Here is a 22335-nt window from a genome sequence, read left to right as displayed (position 1 = left end):
GTTACTGGATAACAAGTTTTGCTTTTGTATTGTTTAATTCAATGAAATATAGGCCCTTGGGGAAGTTTTGGGTGGATAAGCTAGTGGAATTGGGGCCTATCGTTTGAGGCAAGGTTTTCTGTAGCACTTCACGACCCGCAGCATCCACAAAACGCAATATCGTTTCATTCGCCTTGTCAGTATTCCATTCTACTTTCACCACGTCGCGGGCCGGATTCGGATATAATTTCACCTGTTGAGTTTCGTCCTCCACTCCCATGATATTAAAATCAGGAGTTGACCAAGGCACTAAACCTAGATTTGTGGAATTCCAAGCCAAATTCGTCAGCAAATGAAATTCTCCCGGCAATAAATTCATCTTCGCCTCCGCGTCTTTCACCTCGAAAGACTTACCACTAAAATAGTCGTACCAAAGGCCTGTTTTGGGGAAACTCGCAGAAACAACTTGTGAATTGACATCCGGATTAGCTAAAACCAACAAGTAATCCGATCCTTTTGTTAATAAATTCCGCTTCACCGCAGATAATGATCCCACCGTGAAATCTGTCGTGGTAAAAATGGGCTGAGACGTTTTCAATGTCCCTAATTGCTGGTATACTTTCAACAATTTAGCACGCTCTGAATCCTGCGCATATGTCCATTTTAATGGCTTAGTCCCCGTGCGACCATTTGAGTTGATCGAAACATCGTAGCCTAATTCTCCAAATTGCCAGATCATTTTAGGTCCTGGAATCGTAAAGAAAGTGGCCGCGGCCATTTTCATTCGCTCCAGTTTTTCTTGCGCCGTAAAGACTTTTTTGCCACCATTCGTCACTTCGACCATCAAACGCTCCTCATCGTGAGACTCGATGTAATTCATCACACTCGGGTTTGTAAAACCACGCATTTTGTACGAGGAATTACTTAAATCTTGGGTGTAGCCTTGCGCAACACGGGCCATATCGAATTTGCTATTCCCCCACAACAACATCCCGTAATTACCTAATTCATTCTCCTCATTATTTGCCGCAAAATGCTCTAAAACGACATAAGCTGACGCATCATAGGAACGAATTTTATCATAGATTCTTTTCCAAATCTTGACGCGGGACGCGTCGTATTGTCCCCAAAGATCGACATTTGAACCAGAAGGTGTTTGGGTGAAACCTTTGGACAAATCGAAACGATATCCATCAATTTTATATTCTTCCAGCCAAAACTTCGTCACCACATCCACCAGCCATTGCGTATGCGCACTCTCGTGATTAAAATCAAAGAAAACGCTGTAAGGATGCGTTGCCGTTGGATTAAAGAAAGGACTCGTAGCCGTAGGTTTCGCTCCATCCCAATACATCTTCACGTAGGGATTCTCGTAATCCGCCTGGTTCAAGACGATGTCCATAATGACCGCAATCCCATGTTCGTGGCATTTATCGATCAAATACTTCAAGTCGTTCTTTGTCCCATAAGCCTTGTCTGGCGCGGTATAAAAGATCGGATTATAGCCCCAAGAATCATTCCCGGAGAACTCCGCCACTGGCATTAATTCCAGCGCATTAATCCCTAATTTCTTTAAATAACCTAGCGAATCCGCTACCGTTTTATAGCGTCGATCCGCCACAAAATCACGCACTAACAATTCATACACGTGTAAATTAGACGAAGCAGGACGTGTAAATGAAGTCGTCTTCCAGACGTATGGCGTCGCACCTGATTCAAACACCGAAACGATCCCTTTTGCTCCGATGGGGTATTTTTTCAGCGATGGGTAGGTAGTTGCCGAAATGTAAGTATCATTGTTTGGATCCAAAATCTTCTCCGTTAATGGATCTGCCACCGCTAATTTCCCATCCACCCAAAACTGATAAGCCACTTCTTTGCCGGCTTCCTGAACTCCCAAATCAATCCAATAACGCAAGCCATCCGCAGTCCTTTTCATCAAGTAGGCTGGCAAAGCTGACCAATTCGAAAATTCTCCGATCGCATAAACAAACGAGGTCGATGGCGCATAAAAACACAGCACCACTTTGTTACCTACATAATTCACACCATCTTTAATGCCAGCCGGCAATGCTTCCGTCACGACTAAAGGCTTGGTTAAAATTCGTACTGAATCTTTAATACTGGAGGTTCCTGCAGTCCCCTCTAAAATCAGCGTATGCAACTTGCCTTTCTCAGTTCCTAAAGAATAAGTATAATTAAGGGAATCTGCTGAAGAAGCGTAAGCTAAAACCGTTCCAGCCGACTTCAAACTAATCGATGAGGTCGCAGAAAATTTCGCGCGTATATTAACGGAAGTTCCTGCCTCCGCTAAAGTAAAAGACTCCGTAGGAGAAAGCCATTTCAAAGCATAAGAACCAGCATATAGCTTCAAAATAAAATCCTCCGTCTGGGCTTTTCCATCGCCACTTTTTAATAACAAACCCAGCTTAACGATGGAATTTCCAGCGGGTACGTTGAAATAGGTGCGCGGATTTAATTTAATGGACCATTTGTCGTTGCCTAAGGATGTCATCTTTCCTTTTTCGAACGGAACGCTGAAGTTAGTTTGGCCAGCGGGCTGGTATTTAAAGGCGTCGCCTGCATCCGTATCGCCGGCTCCAGACCATAAAAAGACGTCACTCGTTTTCCCTAAAAGACCAGAAGCCCGCGAATCTTTCGCGAGCTTCAAATCAAAAATTAAGGTAATCTCTTTGTCTCCCGTGGGAAAAATTTCCTCCGTCGTTACTTGCGCAAAGGCAGAGAATGTGAATAGTAAGAAGAATATAATTCTCATCGGATTTCAAAAATTTGAGCTGATTTACCAGGAATACGGAGTGTTTTGCCGAAAACCACATCCGTTGATTCCATCACATTATGGGCTTTTGCTCCTGCCGGCAAAATTTCTTCGTAATGGCTTAAGTCGATAGCACGTGCATCCGCATTCTTGTTAAGAACCACCATTACTTTGGCCTTATCTGTATAGCGGAAATACACGTAAACGCCGTTTCCTTCGCCTGAATTCTCTGGACCAAAATGTAACAATTTGCCCTTATGAATCGCTTCAGCACCTTTTCTCCAGGTTAAGATTTTCTTAAAGTAATCTTGCATCGCCTTCTCGTCTGCCGTCATATTCGCACCAGTGAACGCGTTCTTCACATCGCCAGCCCAGCCACCTGGGAAGTCCCCGCGAATCTCGCCGTGTTCAGAAGATTTCGGATTTGACATCAAAATTTCCGTACCATAGAATACCTGCGGAATACCGCGTGTTGTGAAAATATAGGTCATCGCCATTTCCAACAATGCTTGATCATGTTTCACTTGAGTATAAATACGAGACATATCATGGTTATCTCCAAAAACAACCAAGTTATCAGGGTCTGCGTAAATTAAATCATTCGAAATGACGCTGTAGATTTTGTTCAAACCTTTACCCCATTCCTTATCATTTTCGTTCATTGCCTCCGAAATCGCATTCTGCAATGGGAAGTCCATCAAAGCCGGCAGAGATGATTTATAGCCATCGCGGTTCACTTTTCCACGCTGCCAGTACGAGGTGATGATTGGATTCGATGACCATTCCTCCCCTACTAAATTCAAATTAGGATATTCGTTTAATACGGCGTCAGACCACATCGTCGCAAATTCCTTCGTCGAATACGGGTAGGTATCGATGCGTAAACCTCCTAAATGTGCATACTCAATCCACCAAATCGTGTTTTGAATAATGTATTGCTGCATAAACGGATTCTTTTGGTTCAAATCCGGCATCGCAGGAACGAACCAACCTTCCGTCTGTAATTTAGCATCGTATTTTGACACGTGTGGATCTTGAACGGTCTCACGGCGGTGTGTAGTAGAGGTGAATTTCCCACCAAAATTAATCCAATCCTTGAACGGCTTATCTTCCATCCACCAGTGGCCATTTCCACAGTGATTCAAAATAATATCTTTGATTAGATACATCCCATTCGCCTGGGTCTTCATCCCCAGTTCACGGTAGTCTTCATTCGTCCCAAAACGGCGATCAATCTTATAATGATCTGTAATCCCGTATCCGTGATAACTTTCTAAGGTTTGGTCATTTTCCACCTCAGGCATATTCCAGATAGCGGTAAAACCCATATTTTTTATGTAGTCCAAATGGTCTAAAATCCCGCGTAAATCACCCCCATGGCGATCATATAACGCGCCTCTATTTAATGACATATCGCGCATTCCAGCCACTTTATCATTTGCTGGATTACCGTTCGCAAAGCGGTCTGGCGTAATTAAGTAAATCACATCTTTCGTAGAATACGATGGACGATTCGCTGAATTTTTCGCACGTGCTTCCAGGCTATAATTGATGGTATGAATTACGGCACCATTCTTTTTTATAACTAAAGGATATGTTCCTGCTTGGGCTCCCGCCTCCACGATTAAATCTACAAATAGGTAATTAGGACTATCCGCATTCGTTACTTTTTTCACGCTCAAACCTTTCTTCGAGGATGTCACCACGCCACCACTCAGGTCTTTGCCTTTGATCAATAATTGTAAATTCGGGTTCTTCATCCCTACCCACCAGTTCAGGGGTTCAACACGTAAATCTTGAGAAATCAGATTAAAGGAGGCACAAAATAATAAGCCTAGAAAAAGGACTTTTTTCATAAATGTAATTGATAGTGAATGATTGAATAGCTTCGATAGCTGTGAAACGAAAATGGTCAAAAAACGTGATACACCGGAATCATCCCGGAAGAATCCTATAAACTAGTTTAGCCGATAAGTAAAATATGCCCGATAAATTTGGTAATATACCCGTAATTAAAGATATTTGCTAGGTAAATTAGGCCCAAAGCCTCTTAGAGTCGATTATTTAAATAATACAAATATAAATTTTATCTTTTATGTGTGGAATCGTAGCGTACATCGGAAAACAGCCAGCATTTCCCGTTATTTTAAAGGGTTTAAAGCGCTTAGAATACCGTGGATATGACAGTTCAGGTATTGCACTATTCGGTGATATGGTGAACACATTCAAGAAAAAAGGCCGCGTAGCGGAGCTGGAAGCTTGGGACGAGGAAATCATTTCAGAAGCGACAGTTGGTATCGGACACACGCGTTGGGCAACCCACGGTGAGCCATCTGATGCGAATGCGCATCCGCATAGCTCGAACAGTGGTCGTTTGACTTTGGTACATAACGGTATCATCGAAAACTACGCTTCTTTAAAACAAGAATTAGTCCAAAAAGGCTACACATTCAAGAGTGAGACTGATACCGAGGTTTTGGTGAACTTCATCGAAGATATCCAAATCAACAACAATTCCTCTCTAGAAGAAGCCATGCGCATAGCATTAAAACGCGTAGTGGGTGCATACGTCGTCATCGTGATGGAAGAAGGTTTCCCTAATCGCTTGATCGCAGCCCGCAAAGGTTCTCCTTTAGTAATCGGAGTAGGAGAAGGCGAACATTTCTTAGCCTCAGATGCCTCCCCTATTATCGAATACACAAAGAAAGTAATCTACGTAAACGACTACGAATTAGCCATCATTTCGCCAGATGAAATCATCTTGAAGAACTTAGGTAACGAGCCGATTACTCCGTATATCCAGCAATTAGACATGGAATTAGCCCAAATCGAAAAGGGCGGTTTCGACCATTTCATGTTGAAAGAAATTTTTGACCAACCTGGCAGCTTAACGGATTGTTTACGTGGCCGTTTGGATATGGAGAACTTGACCTTGACTTTGGCAGGAGTGGAAGAGCACATGTCCGTTTTCTCTCAAGCAAAACGCATCATCATCGTGGCTTGCGGAACGAGCTGGCATGCCGGTTTAGTCGCAGAATACATGATCGAAACCCTTTGCCGCATTCCAGTGGAGGTAGAATATGCGTCTGAATTCCGTTACAGAAATCCAGTCGTAGGCGAAGGCGATGTATTAATCGCTATTTCCCAAAGTGGTGAAACAGCCGATACCCTAGTGGCTATCGAAAAAGCGAAAGAAGCAGGCGCCTTTATTTTTGGGGTGGTAAACGCGGTAGGATCATCCATCGCCCGTTTATCTCACTCCGGCGCTTACACTCACGCTGGACCAGAAATCGGAGTAGCGAGCACGAAAGCTTTTACTGCGCAATTAACGGTATTAGCGATGATGGCTATCAAAATTGGTCGCGAGAAGAAGACAATTACCGAAGCAGAATACAATCGCTACCTAGCGGAACTGGCTTTGATCCCAGAAAAGGTAAAAGCCGTATTAGAAACACATGAGTCTATCAAAGAAGTAGCGAAGCATTATGCAGACGCACGTGACTTCTTGTTCTTAGGCCGTGGATACAATTTCCCTGTGGCCCTAGAGGGCGCCTTGAAATTAAAAGAGATTTCCTACATCCACGCGGAGGGTTACCCAGCAGCAGAAATGAAGCACGGTCCTATCGCCTTAGTGGATGAAAACTTACCCGTATTATTCATCGCCACGAAAGATGCGTACTACGAGAAAATCGTTTCGAACATCCAAGAGATCAAAGCCCGCAAGGGAATGGTGATCGCGGTTATTTCTGAAGGCGATACCTTAATTCGTGGAATGGCAGACCACGTCATGGTGGTTCCGGAAGTGGATGAATTGTTAGCACCACTTGTTTCGGTGATTCCTACCCAGATTCTTTCTTACTACATCGGTGTATTAAGAGGATTGGATGTAGATAAGCCGAGGAACCTCGCTAAAAGTGTGACCGTAGAGTAAGATGTAGCTTTTCTTACAATTTCACAAAATTATCTTCCAGTCTTACATTGAAGTTTATCTCTGCCTTCATGGCAGAGAAAATCTTCAAGATCGTATCTATTGTCGCACTATTTGTGCTACTTTCTAATTTAGAAATTTGCGCTTTTTGCACACCCACTAGTTTACCTAACTCCTCTTGAGTTAAATTTCGTTCGCGTCTAGTTGTTTTGATCATTTTTCCCAAAACCTCCATGCGCAGCTCATATTCATACTCATCTCGCTCACTAGAACCAATAGGCCCTATGTGTTTGTCCTTCATTTCGCTAAGCGAGTAGGTTTTTGTTTTAGGGGTTTCCATTTTAGTTAAAGGGTTTATTTAGAAAATATTTTTTTCTTAAATCGACAGCTCGCCTAATTTCGCTGGCTGGAACTTTATCTGATTTTTTTATAAATCCGTGGGTTGTGATGACTAAGGTTTCTTTATTGTTTGATTTATCCCAAAACGCTAATAATCTGAATTGCAGTCCAGCAAAAACAGTCCGAAGTTCCCAAATTTCCGTAGTCAGTTTTTTTGAAAAGCTTAGCATCATTCGTCAGTTCAGCCAGATCGATATTATAAAGTATCTTATTCGCAGATTTGGAATCTAACTTAGCTAAAAACTGATTCGCCTCTTCTAAAAATCTCGTTTCAAAATACCTCATCTATTTTCCATTTACAAACCTAGCAAAGCTATGCAAAGTTTCCAAATTTAGAAACCAGTAAATTGATAAAATTTTACCGTGGAATAATCCCAAACTTCTCCATCTGGCGGTGCATCACCTTAAACCAGATAGGCGGAAACAAGGCCAGTAAAATCATTCCTGGATATCCGGTGGGCATTTGAGGAGCCTCTTCCATATGACGCAAAATTTGGTATTTTCTAGAGGCCAAATAATGGTGATCGCTGTGACGGCTTAGCTCAAAAAGGGTTAATCGCCCCATGATGTGATTGCTATTCCAGCTGTGCGCTGGCTTCACGCGTTCATAGGTTGTTTTAGCAAAATCACGCTGTAAACCATAATGTTCAATATAATTCACCGTCTCTAACAAGGCAGCTCCTATAAAAGCCGCGACTAAAAAGCACACGAGAACGAAACCACCGAAAAAATAATACACTGCTCCTATGAGAGAGAATTGAATCAACTGAAACAAGGCCATTTCGTTGAAAATCCGGCTTTTAGATTCTGTTATCGCAATCTGCCAGGCTTTCTTTTGGGTTCCTACGAAAGTCTGAATCCAGAAAGCATATACATGCTGTTTATAAAAGGCTGTACTCGGATCTTCTGGGGTCGCCACGTGTTTGTGATGTCCTTTATTATGCTCAATAAAAAAGTGCATATAAAGGCTAGTAAGTAATAAGATTTTGGCCAGAAACTGCTCGAATTTACTAACGCGATGACCTAATTCATGCGCCGCATTAATCCCAAAAGTGCCACACAACAAGCCCATCGCCACCACGCGACCCATCGTATCCAAGAGAGACGACTCTGAACTCAAGCTACCTAAAAACAGCAACAGCGCTCCAATTTGCAAAGGAACCGTCAGCCACAATACGATATCAAATAGGGTGTTTGACTTCGCTTCCAACTCCTCCTGCTCTGACAAATTTTTCCCATCTGGTTGAATGAGCAACTCTAATAGGGGAATACAAAAAAAGAGGTAGGCTAAGGGAATCCAACAATAGATTCCCGTCTTCGTAAACGCCATATACGCCAATAGATATAAAAAATAGGGAGTGATGTAGCGGAATGGACGAAACATAGCAGAGGGGTTTTCGACTCAAATATAAAAAAATCAGGACTTCTCAGCCCTGACTTTCCACTTAATATAAGTTTTTAACATTTTGAACCGAGTTCCTAATTTCAGCTCTTTCGGATTCTTTAAACTTGCGACTAAAGTTGAGGGCAAGATTTAAGGTCGCTTGGACCGTCACATAATTTTTGGTAGCCATGTCCGATATTAATTTGGCATTAACATTTAACATGACATTACCGATGCGAGGGCGAATTCCTAAAGTGAATGTATAGAAATCATTTAAGGACGCGGGCCTATTTGTTTTTATATCAACGATATCGCCTACGATTTTTCCAAAATTCAAATTACACATACGCAAGGTATAAAAGGAAAGTTGCGGCTCAAACACTGTCGATTTAAATCCTAAGCCGGCATCAAATTGTGAGGCACCTGGAACTGCTGAAACAAATACTTGATTTGGATACCAAACTGCTAAGCGAATTCCTACAGCATTTGCCGTATAGGTGGGTTTACCGTCTAGGCCCTCTTCCTTTTTAATTCCTGTTTTTCTGTACAACCCAATTTCCCCTACACTAGAAGCGGTAGCAATCTTATAGTTATTTATATCTGAAGCAGGTAAGCTGTAAAAATTAGAGATTAAACCTCCGCCGATTTGCAATTGCCAGGTCATGGGACGCTGCGATTTAATTTCATTGACTTTCAGTTCAGTCAACGCATCTACGACGAACTGCTCTTTGTTATTTACCTCGTTCATATTGCGTAGTGGATATTCTTTCTTCACAGATAAGATTAGTTGATAGGCATCCACAAAACTTTTGTTCGAAATCTTATGATCAATTTCAATCACCTTATCTCTAAAAATATTGTCATCCACTCTTCTTTCAATAAAGTCAAAACGATTACTATCGAAATACCTGAAATCGCGAATTTTATTAATCAAATATTTAGCTTCCTTATAGTCCTTGCTATTTACGCTAGCCTCCGCTTTCGACAAATAAGATTCAAAAGCATTTTTGATCAAAATATTTTTCGTCTCAAAATACTTAGCTACGAAGCTTTTGTCTAAAGACTCCAATGCTTTTATAGACTCCAATGCATATAGGTAATCATTCGAAGCTACTTTGTCTTTATAGTCATCCGCAATGGCATTCAATGCGGCTTCCCTTTCATTGGCCAACGTTGTGTTCCCCGGATATTTAACAGCTAATATTTCAAAATCGGCGAGTGCGCCTCGAAAGTTCTTACTATGCAGCTTATCTTTTGCGTCAATTAAATCTTTCTGAAATTGACCTGATTCTACAATCGCCAGCATATCAGTTAATTTATTACCCAAAGTATATACCTTATTGATTAAATCTGCATCATCCCCTACTCGTCCTGGCTCTAATACATTTTGAATTTCGATTAACGTATAAATGTCGTTTTTTCCTTTCAAGAACTCATTATATTTCAATTGCAATGGTCTTCCCTCCTTTAGCGTTATCGAGCTAACTTCACTGACTAACTTATTGATTTCATATTTGATTTTGCCAAAATTCTGCTCTAAAAATTTCGCCTTATCTACGTATATCAAACCAAACAAAACATTGTTACGATTATCTTCTTGAAAGACTAATTTAGCATCGCTAAACGTCAAATCCGATTTGATGTTGCTATTGAATTCAAAGTTGATTTCTTCTTTCGTACTATTATTCCGAGCATCATTCGTGTCATTAATGCTCAATTGAACAGACTTAGACTTGTTCTCCACTTTAACGGTAGAAATGATCTTATTGGCCAACGAGGATCTAAGTTCGATTTCCAACTTTCGCTTTACTTCTTCGATCGAGGATTTCCCATCACGGATGGGAAGCATGGACCGAAAGAAATAATTGTCTTCCCCAATAATTCGCTCAACTGCCATTTCATTGCGTAAATCAACCTCTTGACACAAGCCCACAAAACTGATCGAAAACAATAACAAAATGCTTAAAAGTACTTTCATTCTAGCGATCAATTTTATTCATTTCACTTTCAAAAATTTCACGGAATCTTATCTTATCCGCTTCTAATTGGAGTTTTTTGTTGTTAGACATAGATTTAGTGGCACCCTCTAATAAACTCTTTTTTGAAACCTCAATCACGACCCAGATATCGTAGATGTTATTGGGCTTCAACAAGACTTTTTTGTCTAGGACATTAATCATAGACAAGCTTTCATTCGTGATGACACGACCTTGTGTTTCAAAAGAAGACGTAAATTCATTTGAATTCGCATCAGAAATGTTTTTACTGTAATCTTCCGTTACATTTTTCACTAAACTGTTTATTCTAGTCGCCAGATTTGTTTGTGCATTCTGCATCGCAATTTTCTCAGCTAAAGTAGAGGATGCGCTTTCTCCATGTGCCACCACACGTAAGAAATCCGTATTGGATTTAAATTCCTTTTCAGAAAAAGGTAATTTGATTTCTCTTGATTCCTGCACTTTTGCAAGCGGTACACTACTTGAACAAGAGGAAAAAATAAAACCAGTACCCAATAGGAATAGGGTAACAATAGAGAATTTAGATACTTTCATAACTAATCAGATTAAGTTGAAATTTTAGGAAGTTAGTAATTTTAGCAGTAAGCAGAAAAAAATATTTATTTAACGGGTAGACAAAAATAAGTCAATTCTTATTCTGTTTAGTAATTTTAAACCAATGGATATTTTAGAACTCCGCGATTTTGCATTAAGTCTTCCTGATTCGGAGGAATGTCAGCCGTTTGGACCTAACCACCTGGTATTTAAGACGAAAGGAAAAATGTTTCTCTTATTGGACTTGGTTTCTTCGCCTACAACGATAAATTACAAGGCAGTTCCAGCAGATATTTTGGCCCAAAGAGAAGAATTCCCCGACTCCGTTTTCCCGGGTTACCACATGAACAAGAAACACTGGAATACGATGTATTTAAATCGCTATTTACCGCTAAATAAAGTTTTGGAATTCATTCATACATCACATTCGCTGATTAAAAAATAAAACCTTTTTCTGTTTTCGGGTGTTTACAAACTATGCCTGAAAAAATTATAGAGGTCCGCCACCTTTCGAAAAAATTTGGATCGTTCCAAGCCGTCTCAGACGTAAGTTTTTCTGTCTATAAAGGCGATGTATTTGGCTTTTTGGGTCCAAATGGTGCAGGAAAAAGTACTAGCATTCGCTGCCTGAATTCGCTAATTAAACCCGATAGCGGGACGTTAGAAATTTTTGGCGAATCAATTACGACCCACAGAGAATCCATTCTAGGACGTATTGGAAGTATTATCGAAAAACCGGATTTCTATAAATATTTATCCGCTTACAGAAATCTAGAAATATTCTCCCGCATCTCTGGCAAACCCTCTTCTAAGCAAGAAATCTACAAGATGTTAGATTTTGTGGGTTTAGGTGGACGAGAGCGCGATAAATTTGCTGGCTTTTCACACGGTATGAAACAACGTTTAGGTATCGCCCAAACCCTGTTACACAATCCCGACCTGATTATTCTGGATGAACCCACAACAGGTTTAGACCCACAGGGGATTATTGATATCCGGAACTTGATTTTGCGTTTGAAAAACGAGCAAAACAAAACGGTGTTACTTTCATCTCATAATTTGGCAGAAATCGAACTGATTTGTAATCGAATGGTCATCATAAACAAAGGCCGATCCATCGTTGAGGGAAATGTAAGTGATTTAATGAATGGCGAAAATTTAGTTTTACGTTTGGAAGCCACTCCCATGACACAGGCAAAAAATGTTTTGCTAGCTTGGAAGCCGTCTCTTTTATGGGACAACATTGGCGATACGGCTGTTCAATTCCCCATCGAAAAATCGGAAATCCCCTCTCTTACAAAACTTCTTGTGGAGCAAAACATCGAAATTTATAGCCTAGAAGCGAAACGCACGCTGGAGGATTATTTCATCAAAATCGTGAACCAATGATCCTACTGAACAGCATATACAACGAAATAATTAAGATTGCGTTGAAACCTAGAAGCTATTTAGGACTCGCTGCTATCACCGTTTTAGTGGGTGTCATCCAATTTGCTTTGAAAGCGGATGGGATGTCGATTATCTCCTTTGTAACCTCCTCTTTTGAACAGACATTGAGCTTCGAGGGCAATGTATTGAACGGAAATCTGGTTGCATTCATCATTTTGCAGATGCTAATTGTCCAAATACCCCTACTCATTGCCCTGGTTACCGGTGACTTGGTTTCTGGCGAAGCAGCCATGGGCACCATTCGCATGTTGGCGACCAAACCGATTTCCCGCATTCAATTATTACTCTCCAAATTTATTGCCGGAGGCATCTACACCTTGCTCGTCATTTTATGGCTAGGAGTTATGTCTGTAGTGCTAGGAAAGGTACTTTTCGGGACAGGTGACATGATGGTATTGAATTCGGATGGACTCGTCATTTTACAGGAGGCCGATATCAACTGGCGTTATCTGGGTGGATTTACGGTGGCCTTTTTAGCCTTGTTTACTGTCAGCTCATTGTCTATTTGTCTGTCTTGTTTTACAGATAATTCCATCGGACCTATCGTAGCGACAATGGCTTTAATTTTGCTCTTTACGATTATAGGCACCTTAGATGTACGCGTTTTTGACCCGATTAAACCGTATTTATTCACCACACACATGGCATCATGGCGCTCATTTTTCGAAGATCCTCTGCCGATATCGGATATCCTGCGTTCTTGTGCCGTATTAGTGGCACACAATGTGGTATTAATTTCTGTTTCGCTGTACACTTTTCACCGTAAAGACATTCAATCATGATTCGCCTGCTTTTCCTATTCCTTTCTTTCTCCCTTTTTGCACAAGATGCGAATAAGACGCTCGTGCAGGTGTTAGCTCGAATGAACAAAGTGCGCGATTACAAAGTAGAGGCGCAAATCAAATCTGATATTCCGCTGATAAAGATCATGCCTGCTAAGGCTACCATTTATTTCAAGCAGCCAGAAAAGTTCCGGATGATCACAAAGGGGATTGCCATTTTGCCCAAAAAAGGTTTCACCGACTTAACTGCCCTACTAAAGAACAAGGCTGCATACAATGCATTATTCACCGGATTCGAGGTCATCGATGGCGTAAAAACAGAGTCAATTACTTTATTGCCCACGGATGATTCAGGTGAAATAGTATTAGCGAAAATCTGGGTCGATCCTACGTTAGACCTGATTTTAAAATCCCAAATCACCTCTCGTAGTAACGGAACCGTACTTTCCACCTATGTATATGGTGCTGAAAAAGGTTTTGGCCTGCCATCAGAATTGAATATCACCGTAGATGTGAAAAAATTCAAAATCCCGAAAGGCGTCGTAGTCGATATCAACCGCACCGCAGTTGTACCGGTAAATACGCGCAAAACAGGCCAAATTCGCCTGTCATTAACTAACTACGTCATCAACCAAGGAGTAGAAGACAAAATCTTCAAGGACTAACACTCCTTTCTTGTACTATATTACCGGTAGCTTTCGTTCTTTTTTCGTAATTTAGATTTCTAAATCGAGTCGAAAATGAAACGAATCATAAGTTGGGCGCTTTTATGTTTGTCATTAACAAGCAACGCACAAAACTGGCAGCTGACTGGCTTTAAGAAGGCTGACGCAGAAAATCCGATTCTTTCACCTTCCCTTGAGGCGCGTTTCCTCGATCCCATCACTAGTAAAAAAGTAGGCTGGGAAAACAAAAACGTCTTAAATCCAACCGCCCTAGTTCGCGACGGCCTCGTTCATTTATTGTATCGTGCACAAGATTCTGTAGGCACTTCCCGCATTGGTTTAGCCACTAGTGCAGACGGTGTTCATTTTAAAAAGAATTCTGAACCCATTTTATTCCCAGCAAATGACGCTTTCCGCGATTTCGAATGGCCAGGCGGCATTGAGGACCCACGGATTGTAGAAACGGAAGACGGAGGGTATTTTTTAACTTACACTTCTTACGACGGCAAATTCGCACGGCTGTGCGGCGCGTTTTCAAAAGATTTACAAACCTGGGAGAAAATAGGCCCCCTTTTTACCTCTGAAAAATATTTAAATACGTGGTCTAAATCTGGGGCCCTAGTTTCAGAACAAAACGGAGATAAAATCGTGGCCAAAAAGATCGGAGGGCTGTATTATATGTATTTCGGCGATACCGATTTATTCCTAGCGACTTCGAAAGATTTACGTCATTGGGAGATACTGGAGAATGCAGAAACGAATGTTCGTTTATCAGTTTTAAAACCACGTGCGGGTTATTTTGACAGCCGTCTAGTAGAACCAGGGCCTTATGCACTGCTTCGAAAAGAGGGAATTGTGTTAATCTACAACAGCTCAAATGCGGCGAATTATAACGAGTCGCGCTTCCCCAAATTCACCTATGCCGCAGGACAAGTGTTGTTCGATGCACAGAAACCGTATAAGGTGATTGCTAGAACGAATGAACCCTTTATTTGGCCTAACCAGCCTTATGAAAAAGTGGGTGAGGTAAACGAAGTTTGTTTCGTAGAGGGTTTAGTACCCTTTAATGGGAAATGGTTTCTTTATTATGGAACCGCCGACTCTAAAATCGCTGTTTCTATCAAAAAATGAGCTCATTAGGATTACATAGCGTCCACCACATTGCCATCATCTGCTCGGATTATGCGCGTTCTAAGGCCTTTTACACGCAGGATTTAGGACTTGAAATTATCCGAGAAGTATATCGTGAGGAACGCGATTCGTATAAATTGGATTTAGCGCTGAACGATCACTATGTGATTGAATTGTTCTCTTTCCCTAACCCGCCCGCTCGACCTTCGAGGCCGGAAAGTTGTGGTTTGCGGCATTTGGCATTTCAAGTAAATAACCTGGACTTGACGGTGCAGGAATTAACCAAAAAAGGCATCACATCGGAGCCCATTCGCATCGATGAGTTCACTGGGAAGCGATTTACCTTTATCGCAGACCCGGATGATTTGCCCCTTGAATTTTATGAGATATGAATAGAATTGATAAAAAACCACTTTCAAAACTCGGATTCGATTTCGTCACGCCTGCTTTCTTAGAAGAGGGCCAAAGCGAATTCGACCACCGCAACTCCAACATCGACTTAGGGGCTTACCGTGCTCTAGCGCCGCGGGAGATTAGTATCCTAGAAGCGAACTTGAACGAGGCGGAAAACTGGAAAGATGTGTGGGTGAAAGAGGGATTTAATCCGTACTTGGTGAAGAATTGCCGTTTTTTTGGCATTAACCGCATCGGTATTTTAGAAAGTTGCTACTTAGAATTCAAAAACCTGCGTATGCCGGTGGGGCTTTATAATAGCACTTTGATTTCCTGTGATTTTGGCGATAACGTAGCCATTGATCGCGTGAACTTATTGTCTCATTACCAAATCGGAAACGAAGTAATGATCCTCCAAGTGAACGAATTAGCTACCACGGCGACGGCGAAATTTGGTAATGGTATCGTAAAGAAAGGCGAAGAAGAGCGCATCCGAATTTGGATGGAATTAGGCAACGAAAATGGAGGCCGTAAGGTGATTCCTTTCGTGGGCATGAAACCGGCAGATGCTTTTTTATGGACCCAAGACCGCGATGACACCTTATTACAAGCGAAGTACAAAGAAATGACCATCCAAGAATTCTCGTCTAAGCGCGGATTCTATGGCCAAATCGGCGACCGCACCGTCATCAAAAATACCGGTATCATCAAAGACGTCAATATGGGTACCGATACCTATATCAAAGGCGCGAATAAATTAAAGAACTTAACCATCATCTCGAACGCAGAAGCCTCCACCCAAATAGGGGAAGGCTGCGAAATCGTGAACGGAATCATCCACGAAGGCTGCCGGATTTTCTACGGCGTAAAAGCCGTGCGTTTTATTTTGGCAGCCCACTCGCAACTGAAATACGGCGCTCGTTTGATCAACTCCTTTTTAGGAAGTAACTCGACCATCTCTTGTTGCGAGGTACTAAATGCCCTTATTTTTCCAGCCCATGAACAGCATCACAATAACTCGTTCTTGTGTGCAGCTATCGTCAAAGGCCAAAGCAATATGGCAGCCGGCGCGACTCTCGGTTCCAACCACAATTCGCGTGGAGCAGATGGTGAGTTGCAGGCGGGACGTGGGTTTTGGCCTGGCTTATCCGTGGCCTTAAAACACAACTCGAAATTCGCCTCTTTTAACTTGATTTCGAAAGGAAATTACCCAGGTGAAATCCACAATCCACTACCTTTCTCTCTCATTGGAAACGATGACACAGAGGGCGGCTTATTGATCATCGCCGGTTATTGGTTCCAATACAACATGTATGCCCTAGCGCGTAATGCTTGGAAATTCGCTGCCAGGGACCAAAGAACGAACAAAGACATGTTACTTGAGTTTGATTTCTTAGCCCCAGATACGGTGTCGGAAATCTTGCAAGGAATTCAGCTTTTAGAAAAATGGGTATCCGATTCACTAGGCGGTGGCGACGGAAAAGCCTGGCTAAATGACCCAGCGAATGCGTCGAATCCACTGGCAGTTTATGCGACTGGCATTGAGAACACGAAACGTAGAACGCGTATTGCTAAGGCCCATAAAGCCTACCAGATTTTCCACGACCTATTGTATTACCATGCGGCCAAAGAATGGTTAGCCACTTCTGAGCGTCACCCATCAGCTTCTCCATCTGCGCTTTTACAAGCCACTTTGAAAAACGCTACAGCGATTCAAGTTTGGGAAAATTTAGGCGGTCAATTAATTCCATCCGGCGTCATCCAGGAGATGAAAGAAAATGTTAAATCAGGCAAAATCACTCGCTGGAAGCAAGTGCATGAATTCTACGAAAAACAGGCTGCGCTTTATCCAGAGCAAAAATTTGAAAATGCCCTGAATGGTTTATTGCAAATTAATCCAAAAGCGTTCGAAAATATCCCTGTGTGGATTGATCGCGCTATCTCGACAGCTGATTTCTTAACGGCAGGTATCGAACGATCTCGTTCAAAAGACTACGAAGATCCGTTCCGCTTAGCGATGTTTGGCAATGCGGCAGAACTCGATGCGGTGATCGGTGATGTGAAAGAGAATGAGTTTATTCAGGAGGCAAAAATGCGAGCGATATCCTTTAGAGAAAAACTAGAGGAATTAAAGAATAAAGCATAAAGCACAAAGAATAAACGATAGGATTAAAGCATAGAGCATAAAGCACAAAGAATAAAGATGGAATCCCCTCCGGGGGTACATTTATGAAACATTTCTGAATACATAAAAAAGGGGACCGAGGTCCCCTTTTTGATTCAAATTTTGTGCTTTATTCTTTATGCTTTGTGCTTTAAAATCACTCTGCAAATTACGGTTTGTTAGAGTCAACAACCAACCTCTGCTCTCTATTCGCAATTTCCCAAGCCATGTAGAACACAAGGCGGCCTACTTTTTGGATTTGGTCAAATTCAATCTTATCTACCTCATCACCTGGCATGTGGTAATCATCGTGCACCCCATTAAAGAAGAATGCTACTGGGATACCGAATTTAGCAAAGTTATAGTGATCTGAGCGGTAGTAGAAACGGTTCGGATCGTTCGGGTCATTAAAACGGAAGTCTAATTCTAAACCTACGTGCTTCTTGTTTTGCTCGATTAATACCTCGCGTAATTGAGACGATAATTTATCAGAACCGATCTCGTAAATATAATCTGGCTTACCTTTGTGCTCGTCATCATAACGACCAGTCATATCTGTGTTTAAATCGACAACTGTGTTCTTTAATGGGAATAAAGGATGGTTTGCGTACCATTCAGAACCCAAAAGACCTTTTTCTTCACCCGTCACTGTCATAAATAAAATACTACGACGTGGACGTTTTCCTTCTGCCGCTGCTTTACCAAAAGCCTCCGCTAATTCCATCACCGTCACGGTTCCAGAGCCATCGTCGTTTGCGCCGTTGTTGATTTGGCCATCGGCAGAAACACCAATGTGATCATAGTGAGCTGTTAAAACAACCAATTCTTCTTTCTTATCTGTTCCTTCTAAATAACCTACCACATTATACGTATCTACCGGCTTCTCTGTTCTTTCGATAGTTACTTCGATAGGAGCCGCTTTTAATTTCGAGGCAACCGTTTTTTTTGCAGTGGCTAAAGATGCCTTGTAAGCTAATAATTCCGCTTCGGTCGTGCCTAAGATTTCAGCAGCCGCTTCGGAAGAAATTAATAATACCGGAGCTTCGTTTGCCGCAGAGGCTGCATCAGCAAATGCCATACGCTCGTTTCCGAAACGCTTCATCATCACTTGGCGCTGGCGTACTTGATTGCCAAAAGCTTTCGTATCGCGATCCGCGATCAAAATCAACCCTTTCGCTCCAGCCGCTTGTGCACGCTTTAATTTTTCTTTCCAGCCATCGCCTTTTCCGAAAACAGATGGATCTTTTGAACCAGACAGTACATAAAGTCCAGCTGCGTCTTTCGCCTCGCCCTCGAAAGCTAATACGTATTTGCCTTTGGCATTTAATTTGTCAAAATCCGTGTAGCCACCTTGCTGTACTCCAAAGCCAGCAAATACGACAGGAAACTTGGAATTAGCTGCGACAGGCGCTAAGGCATTCGCCATCATTTCGCTTAGGTATTCGTATTTCTTTCCTTTGGCAGAAATAAAAACGTTAGACCAGGCGCGGTTGACTAAGTCCACTTTTTGGAAATAAGACCCGTTCACCGGCGCAATGCCTGATTTCTTAAATGAGTCTGCAATATAGTTTGCAGCCACTTTCTGCTCTGGCGAACCCGTATTACGACCTTTCAAGCTATCTGAAGCGATAAAAGTCAAGTGTTTTTTCAGATCATCCGCGCGAATGGACAACGCGTAAGGAACTGGATCTCCCTGAGCAATAGCACTCATCGGGATTAATTTAGTAGCTAAAAATAGCCCTAAAACGTAGATGTTAGTTTTTTTCATTTGTTGAAACAAAATTTAAGAAAGCGAAGTTAAGAATCTAAAAATAAATCGCTAAAAAAAGATTAAATTTGTGGCGATTTTATAATCCAAATTCTCAACATTCATGACCCCAAATTACACTTATCAGGAAGACTTTTCTTTACGCCATAACAATGCAGAAGCAGCAGATATAGCCGCTATGCTAAAAACCATTGGCGTAGACAGCTTAGAAACGCTAATTCAACAAACTGTTCCTGAAAAAATCCGCTTAGCTCAAGGGCTTAGCTTGCCAGAACCGAAATCAGAATTCGCGTTTTTGCGTGATTTTAAAGCAGTAATGGGCCAAAACCAGATCTTCAAATCACACATCGGTTTAGGTTACTCGGACACGATTGTGCCTACGGTCATTTTGAGAAATATTTTAGAAAATCCTTCTTGGTACACGGCCTACACGCCTTACCAAGCAGAAATCGCCCAAGGTCGTTTGGAAATGTTGTTGAACTACCAAACGATGATCATCGACTTAACTGGCATGGAATTAGCGAACGCGTCCCTTTTAGATGAAGGAACAGCGGCAGCGGAAGCCATGACGATGTTATATGGCCAAAGACCAGCAGAACGCAATCAAGCTGAGGCTTATTTCGTTTCTGAACTTTGCCTTCCACAAACCATCGACTTATTAAAAACGCGTGCAGAACCGATTGGTATCGAAATCGTCGTAGGCGACCACCGCACTTTCGACGTGACGGACGCGCGTTTCTACGGAATGATGTTACAATACCCTGCTTCTAACGGTGAGGTATTTGATTATAGTGCATTAATCGCAGCTGCGAAAGAAAACGGCTTACAAGTCGTAGTCGCCGCGGATTTATTAGCCTTGACTTTATTAACGCCTCCAGGTGAAATGGGAGCTGATGCGGTCGTGGGTGTTTCTCAGCGCTTCGGGGTACCGATGGGCTTTGGAGGACCGCACGCCGGTTTCTTCGCAACGAAAGAAAAATACAAGCGTAATATTCCTGGACGTATCATCGGTGTTTCAGTGGATGCAGAAGGAAACCGTGCTTTACGTATGGCTCTTCAAACACGTGAGCAACACATTCGCCGCGAAAAAGCAACCTCTAACATTTGTACTGCACAAGTATTGCTTTCCATCATGGCCGCTTCTTACGCGATCTACCACGGCCCTACAGGCTTGAAGAAAATCGCCGAAAAAGTATACGGCTTGACGGAATTACTAGCGGTTAACTTACGCAAACTTGGATTTACCTTAGAAAATACGAACCACTTCGATACGCTGACGATTCAGACGGGAGCGCAGACGGCGGACTTACGGGCTTTGGCAGAAAAAGCAGAGCGCAACTTACGTTATACGGCGACTACGACGAGCATCTCTTTAGATGAAACAACGCAGGAAGCAGACGTAATCGAGATCATCTCGTTCTTCGAGACATTAAAAGGCGCGAAAACAGCTGAGAAAACTGTCACTTGGGCAATCCCAGCAGCCTTGACGCGTACTTCGACTTTCTTAACGCACAGTGTCTTCAATAAATACCATTCTGAGCACGGAATGTTGCGTTATTTGAAATCATTGGAATCAAAAGATTTATCGATGGTTCATTCGATGATCTCGTTGGGTTCTTGTACGATGAAATTAAATGCGACGACGGAAATGATTCCGGTGACTTGGCCAGAATTAGGCAAGATTCACCCATTTGCGCCGGCTTCTCAAACGAAAGGCTACCAACAATTAGTGGAGGACTTAAATGAGTGGTTATGTGAGATTACTGGTTTCGCTAAAATGTCGATGCAACCGAACTCGGGAGCTCAAGGCGAATACGCTGGTTTGATGACGATTCGTGCGTACCACGCCTCTCGCGGCGATCACCACCGTAACATTGCCATTATCCCGTCATCGGCACACGGAACGAACCCTGCTTCTGCCGTAATGGCCGGAATGAAGGTGATTGTTTCACCTTGCGATGCGAACGGAAATATTGACGTGGCTGATTTGAAGTCCAAAGCTTTGGAACACAAAGACAACCTCTCTTGCTTAATGGTTACCTACCCAAGTACCCATGGGGTATTCGAGGAGACCATCCAAGAGATTTGTGAAATCATTCACGAAAATGGTGGTCAAGTGTATATGGACGGCGCAAACATGAATGCACAGGTAGGATTAACCTCCCCTGCGCGCATCGGAGCGGACGTTTGTCACTTGAACTTACACAAAACTTTCTGTATCCCTCACGGGGGTGGTGGCCCAGGCATGGGACCTATCGGCGTAGCGCCACAGTTAGTTCCATTCCTACCAGGACACGTTCATGACGGAACTTCGGGTGCGGTTTCTGCGGCACCAGTGGGATCAGCTAGTATTTTGGCGATCTCATACGCGTACATCGCGATGATGGGTGGTAAAGGATTGACTACGGCGACAGAAACGGCAATCTTAAATGCGAACTACATCAAGGCTCGTTTGGAAAAAGAATTCCCTATCCTATATACCGGTTCACAAGGACGTTGCGCTCACGAGATGATCGTGGATTGCCGTCCGTTCAAATTATCCGCTGGCGTAGAGGCAGAGGATATCGCGAAACGTTTAATGGATTACGGTTTCCACGCTCCTACCCTTTCATTCCCGGTAGCTGGAACCTTAATGATCGAGCCTACAGAGTCTGAGAACAAAGACGAGTTAGATCGTTTCTGCGATGCGCTTTTGAGCATTCGTGCGGAGATTCGCGAGATCGAAGAAGGCAAAGCGGACAAAGCAAACAACGTGTTAAAGCACGCGCCTCATACACAATCAGCTGTTTTAGTAGGCGATTGGGATCGTCCATACTCACGCGAGAAAGCGGTATTCCCGCTGGCTTATGTGAAGGCGAACAAGTTTTGGCCTACAGTTTCTCGCATTGACTCCGCTTATGGAGATCGCAACTTGGTTTGCGCTTGCGAGCCGATGGAGAGTTATATGTAATTTTACGTTACGCGT

At 42.5% G+C, this 22335-nt stretch carries 17 protein-coding genes; 9 read left to right on the top strand and 8 right to left on the bottom strand.

From position 1 onward, the window contains the following. Position 1: 1 nt before the first annotated feature. The gene (locus SKC37_RS00845) at positions 2–2755 is read right to left on the bottom strand and encodes an alpha-amylase family glycosyl hydrolase (protein WP_377979653.1); all 2754 of its coding nucleotides are present in this window, start codon (positions 2753–2755) and stop codon (positions 2–4) included. Further along, positions 2752–4611 carry a glycoside hydrolase family 13 protein gene (locus SKC37_RS00840; RefSeq protein ID WP_377979652.1) on the bottom strand — a complete coding sequence of 620 codons (1860 nt, stop codon included), beginning with the start codon at positions 4609–4611 and terminating at the stop codon, positions 2752–2754. Before SKC37_RS00840 ends, SKC37_RS00845 begins: the two co-directional genes overlap by 4 nt. A gap of 239 nt (positions 4612–4850) precedes the next feature. Between SKC37_RS00840 and glmS the strand changes: the two genes are divergently transcribed. After that, entirely contained in the window at positions 4851–6686 is a 1836-nt protein-coding gene (glmS, locus tag SKC37_RS00835; RefSeq protein WP_377979651.1) for a glutamine--fructose-6-phosphate transaminase (isomerizing), read from the top strand. A 13-nt stretch (positions 6687–6699) separates the two neighbouring features. Here the strand turns inward: glmS and SKC37_RS00830 are convergent, their stop codons facing one another. From SKC37_RS00830 to SKC37_RS00810, 5 genes are all read right to left on the bottom strand, one after another. Further along, on the bottom strand, positions 6700–7023 hold the full coding sequence (locus tag SKC37_RS00830) for a helix-turn-helix domain-containing protein (protein ID WP_377979650.1): 324 nt from the start codon (positions 7021–7023) through the stop codon (positions 6700–6702). A gap of 1 nt (position 7024) precedes the next feature. After that, positions 7025–7252 (bottom strand): type II toxin-antitoxin system RelE/ParE family toxin, encoded by a 228-nt coding sequence (locus tag SKC37_RS00825; RefSeq protein WP_377980494.1) that lies wholly within the window; start codon positions 7250–7252, stop codon positions 7025–7027. Between the two features lie 188 nt (positions 7253–7440). Continuing rightward, complete coding sequence (locus SKC37_RS00820) at positions 7441–8466, bottom strand: alkane 1-monooxygenase (RefSeq protein WP_377979649.1); 1026 nt, start codon at positions 8464–8466, stop codon at positions 7441–7443. 61 nt (positions 8467–8527) lie between these two features. Next, positions 8528–10444 carry a hypothetical protein gene (locus SKC37_RS00815; protein ID WP_377979648.1) on the bottom strand — a complete coding sequence of 639 codons (1917 nt, stop codon included), beginning with the start codon at positions 10442–10444 and terminating at the stop codon, positions 8528–8530. Between the two features lies 1 nt (position 10445). Then, a complete protein-coding gene (locus SKC37_RS00810) occupies positions 10446–11018 on the bottom strand; it encodes a hypothetical protein (protein WP_377979647.1) in 573 nt (190 codons plus the stop codon). 124 nt (positions 11019–11142) lie between these two features. Here SKC37_RS00810 and SKC37_RS00805 point away from each other — a divergent pair, with 124 nt between their 5' ends. The 7 genes from SKC37_RS00805 (at position 11143) to SKC37_RS00775 (ending at position 17584) form a co-directional block, all read left to right on the top strand. Then, on the top strand, positions 11143–11463 hold the full coding sequence (locus tag SKC37_RS00805) for an MmcQ/YjbR family DNA-binding protein (protein ID WP_377979646.1): 321 nt from the start codon (positions 11143–11145) through the stop codon (positions 11461–11463). A gap of 32 nt (positions 11464–11495) precedes the next feature. After that, the gene (locus SKC37_RS00800) at positions 11496–12407 is read left to right on the top strand and encodes an ABC transporter ATP-binding protein (protein ID WP_377979645.1); all 912 of its coding nucleotides are present in this window, start codon (positions 11496–11498) and stop codon (positions 12405–12407) included. Beyond that, the gene (locus SKC37_RS00795; protein WP_377979644.1) at positions 12404–13249 is read left to right on the top strand and encodes an ABC transporter permease; all 846 of its coding nucleotides are present in this window, start codon (positions 12404–12406) and stop codon (positions 13247–13249) included. The genes SKC37_RS00800 and SKC37_RS00795 overlap by 4 nt, the downstream gene beginning before the upstream one ends. Then, positions 13246–13914, top strand: coding sequence for a LolA family protein (locus SKC37_RS00790; RefSeq protein WP_377979643.1), 669 nt, complete (start codon positions 13246–13248; stop codon positions 13912–13914). The genes SKC37_RS00795 and SKC37_RS00790 overlap by 4 nt, the downstream gene beginning before the upstream one ends. A gap of 75 nt (positions 13915–13989) precedes the next feature. After that, positions 13990–15045: a glycoside hydrolase family 130 protein gene (locus SKC37_RS00785; RefSeq protein ID WP_377979642.1), complete on the top strand. Its 1056-nt coding sequence runs from the start codon at positions 13990–13992 to the stop codon at positions 15043–15045. Then, on the top strand, positions 15042–15437 hold the full coding sequence (gene gloA2, locus SKC37_RS00780) for an SMU1112c/YaeR family gloxylase I-like metalloprotein (protein WP_377979641.1): 396 nt from the start codon (positions 15042–15044) through the stop codon (positions 15435–15437). Before SKC37_RS00785 ends, gloA2 begins: the two co-directional genes overlap by 4 nt. After that, entirely contained in the window at positions 15434–17584 is a 2151-nt protein-coding gene (locus SKC37_RS00775) for a DUF4954 family protein (RefSeq protein WP_377979640.1), read from the top strand. The genes gloA2 and SKC37_RS00775 overlap by 4 nt, the downstream gene beginning before the upstream one ends. Positions 17585–17771: 187 nt before the next feature. On the opposite strand, the gene SKC37_RS00770 is transcribed toward SKC37_RS00775, so the two are convergent. Beyond that, on the bottom strand, positions 17772–19370 hold the full coding sequence (locus SKC37_RS00770; protein ID WP_377979639.1) for a M28 family peptidase: 1599 nt from the start codon (positions 19368–19370) through the stop codon (positions 17772–17774). Positions 19371–19473: 103 nt separating this feature from the next. Between SKC37_RS00770 and gcvP the strand changes: the two genes are divergently transcribed. Continuing rightward, on the top strand, positions 19474–22320 hold the full coding sequence (gene gcvP, locus SKC37_RS00765; protein ID WP_377979638.1) for an aminomethyl-transferring glycine dehydrogenase: 2847 nt from the start codon (positions 19474–19476) through the stop codon (positions 22318–22320). The last annotated feature ends 15 nt before the right edge of the window (positions 22321–22335 follow it).

Source organism: Aquirufa esocilacus, assembly GCF_042715595.1.
Classification (GTDB): Bacteria; Bacteroidota; Bacteroidia; order Cytophagales; family Spirosomataceae; genus Aquirufa; species Aquirufa esocilacus.
The sequence above is the reverse complement of the archived record's forward strand: the minus strand, read 5'-3'. Positions and strand labels throughout refer to the sequence as shown.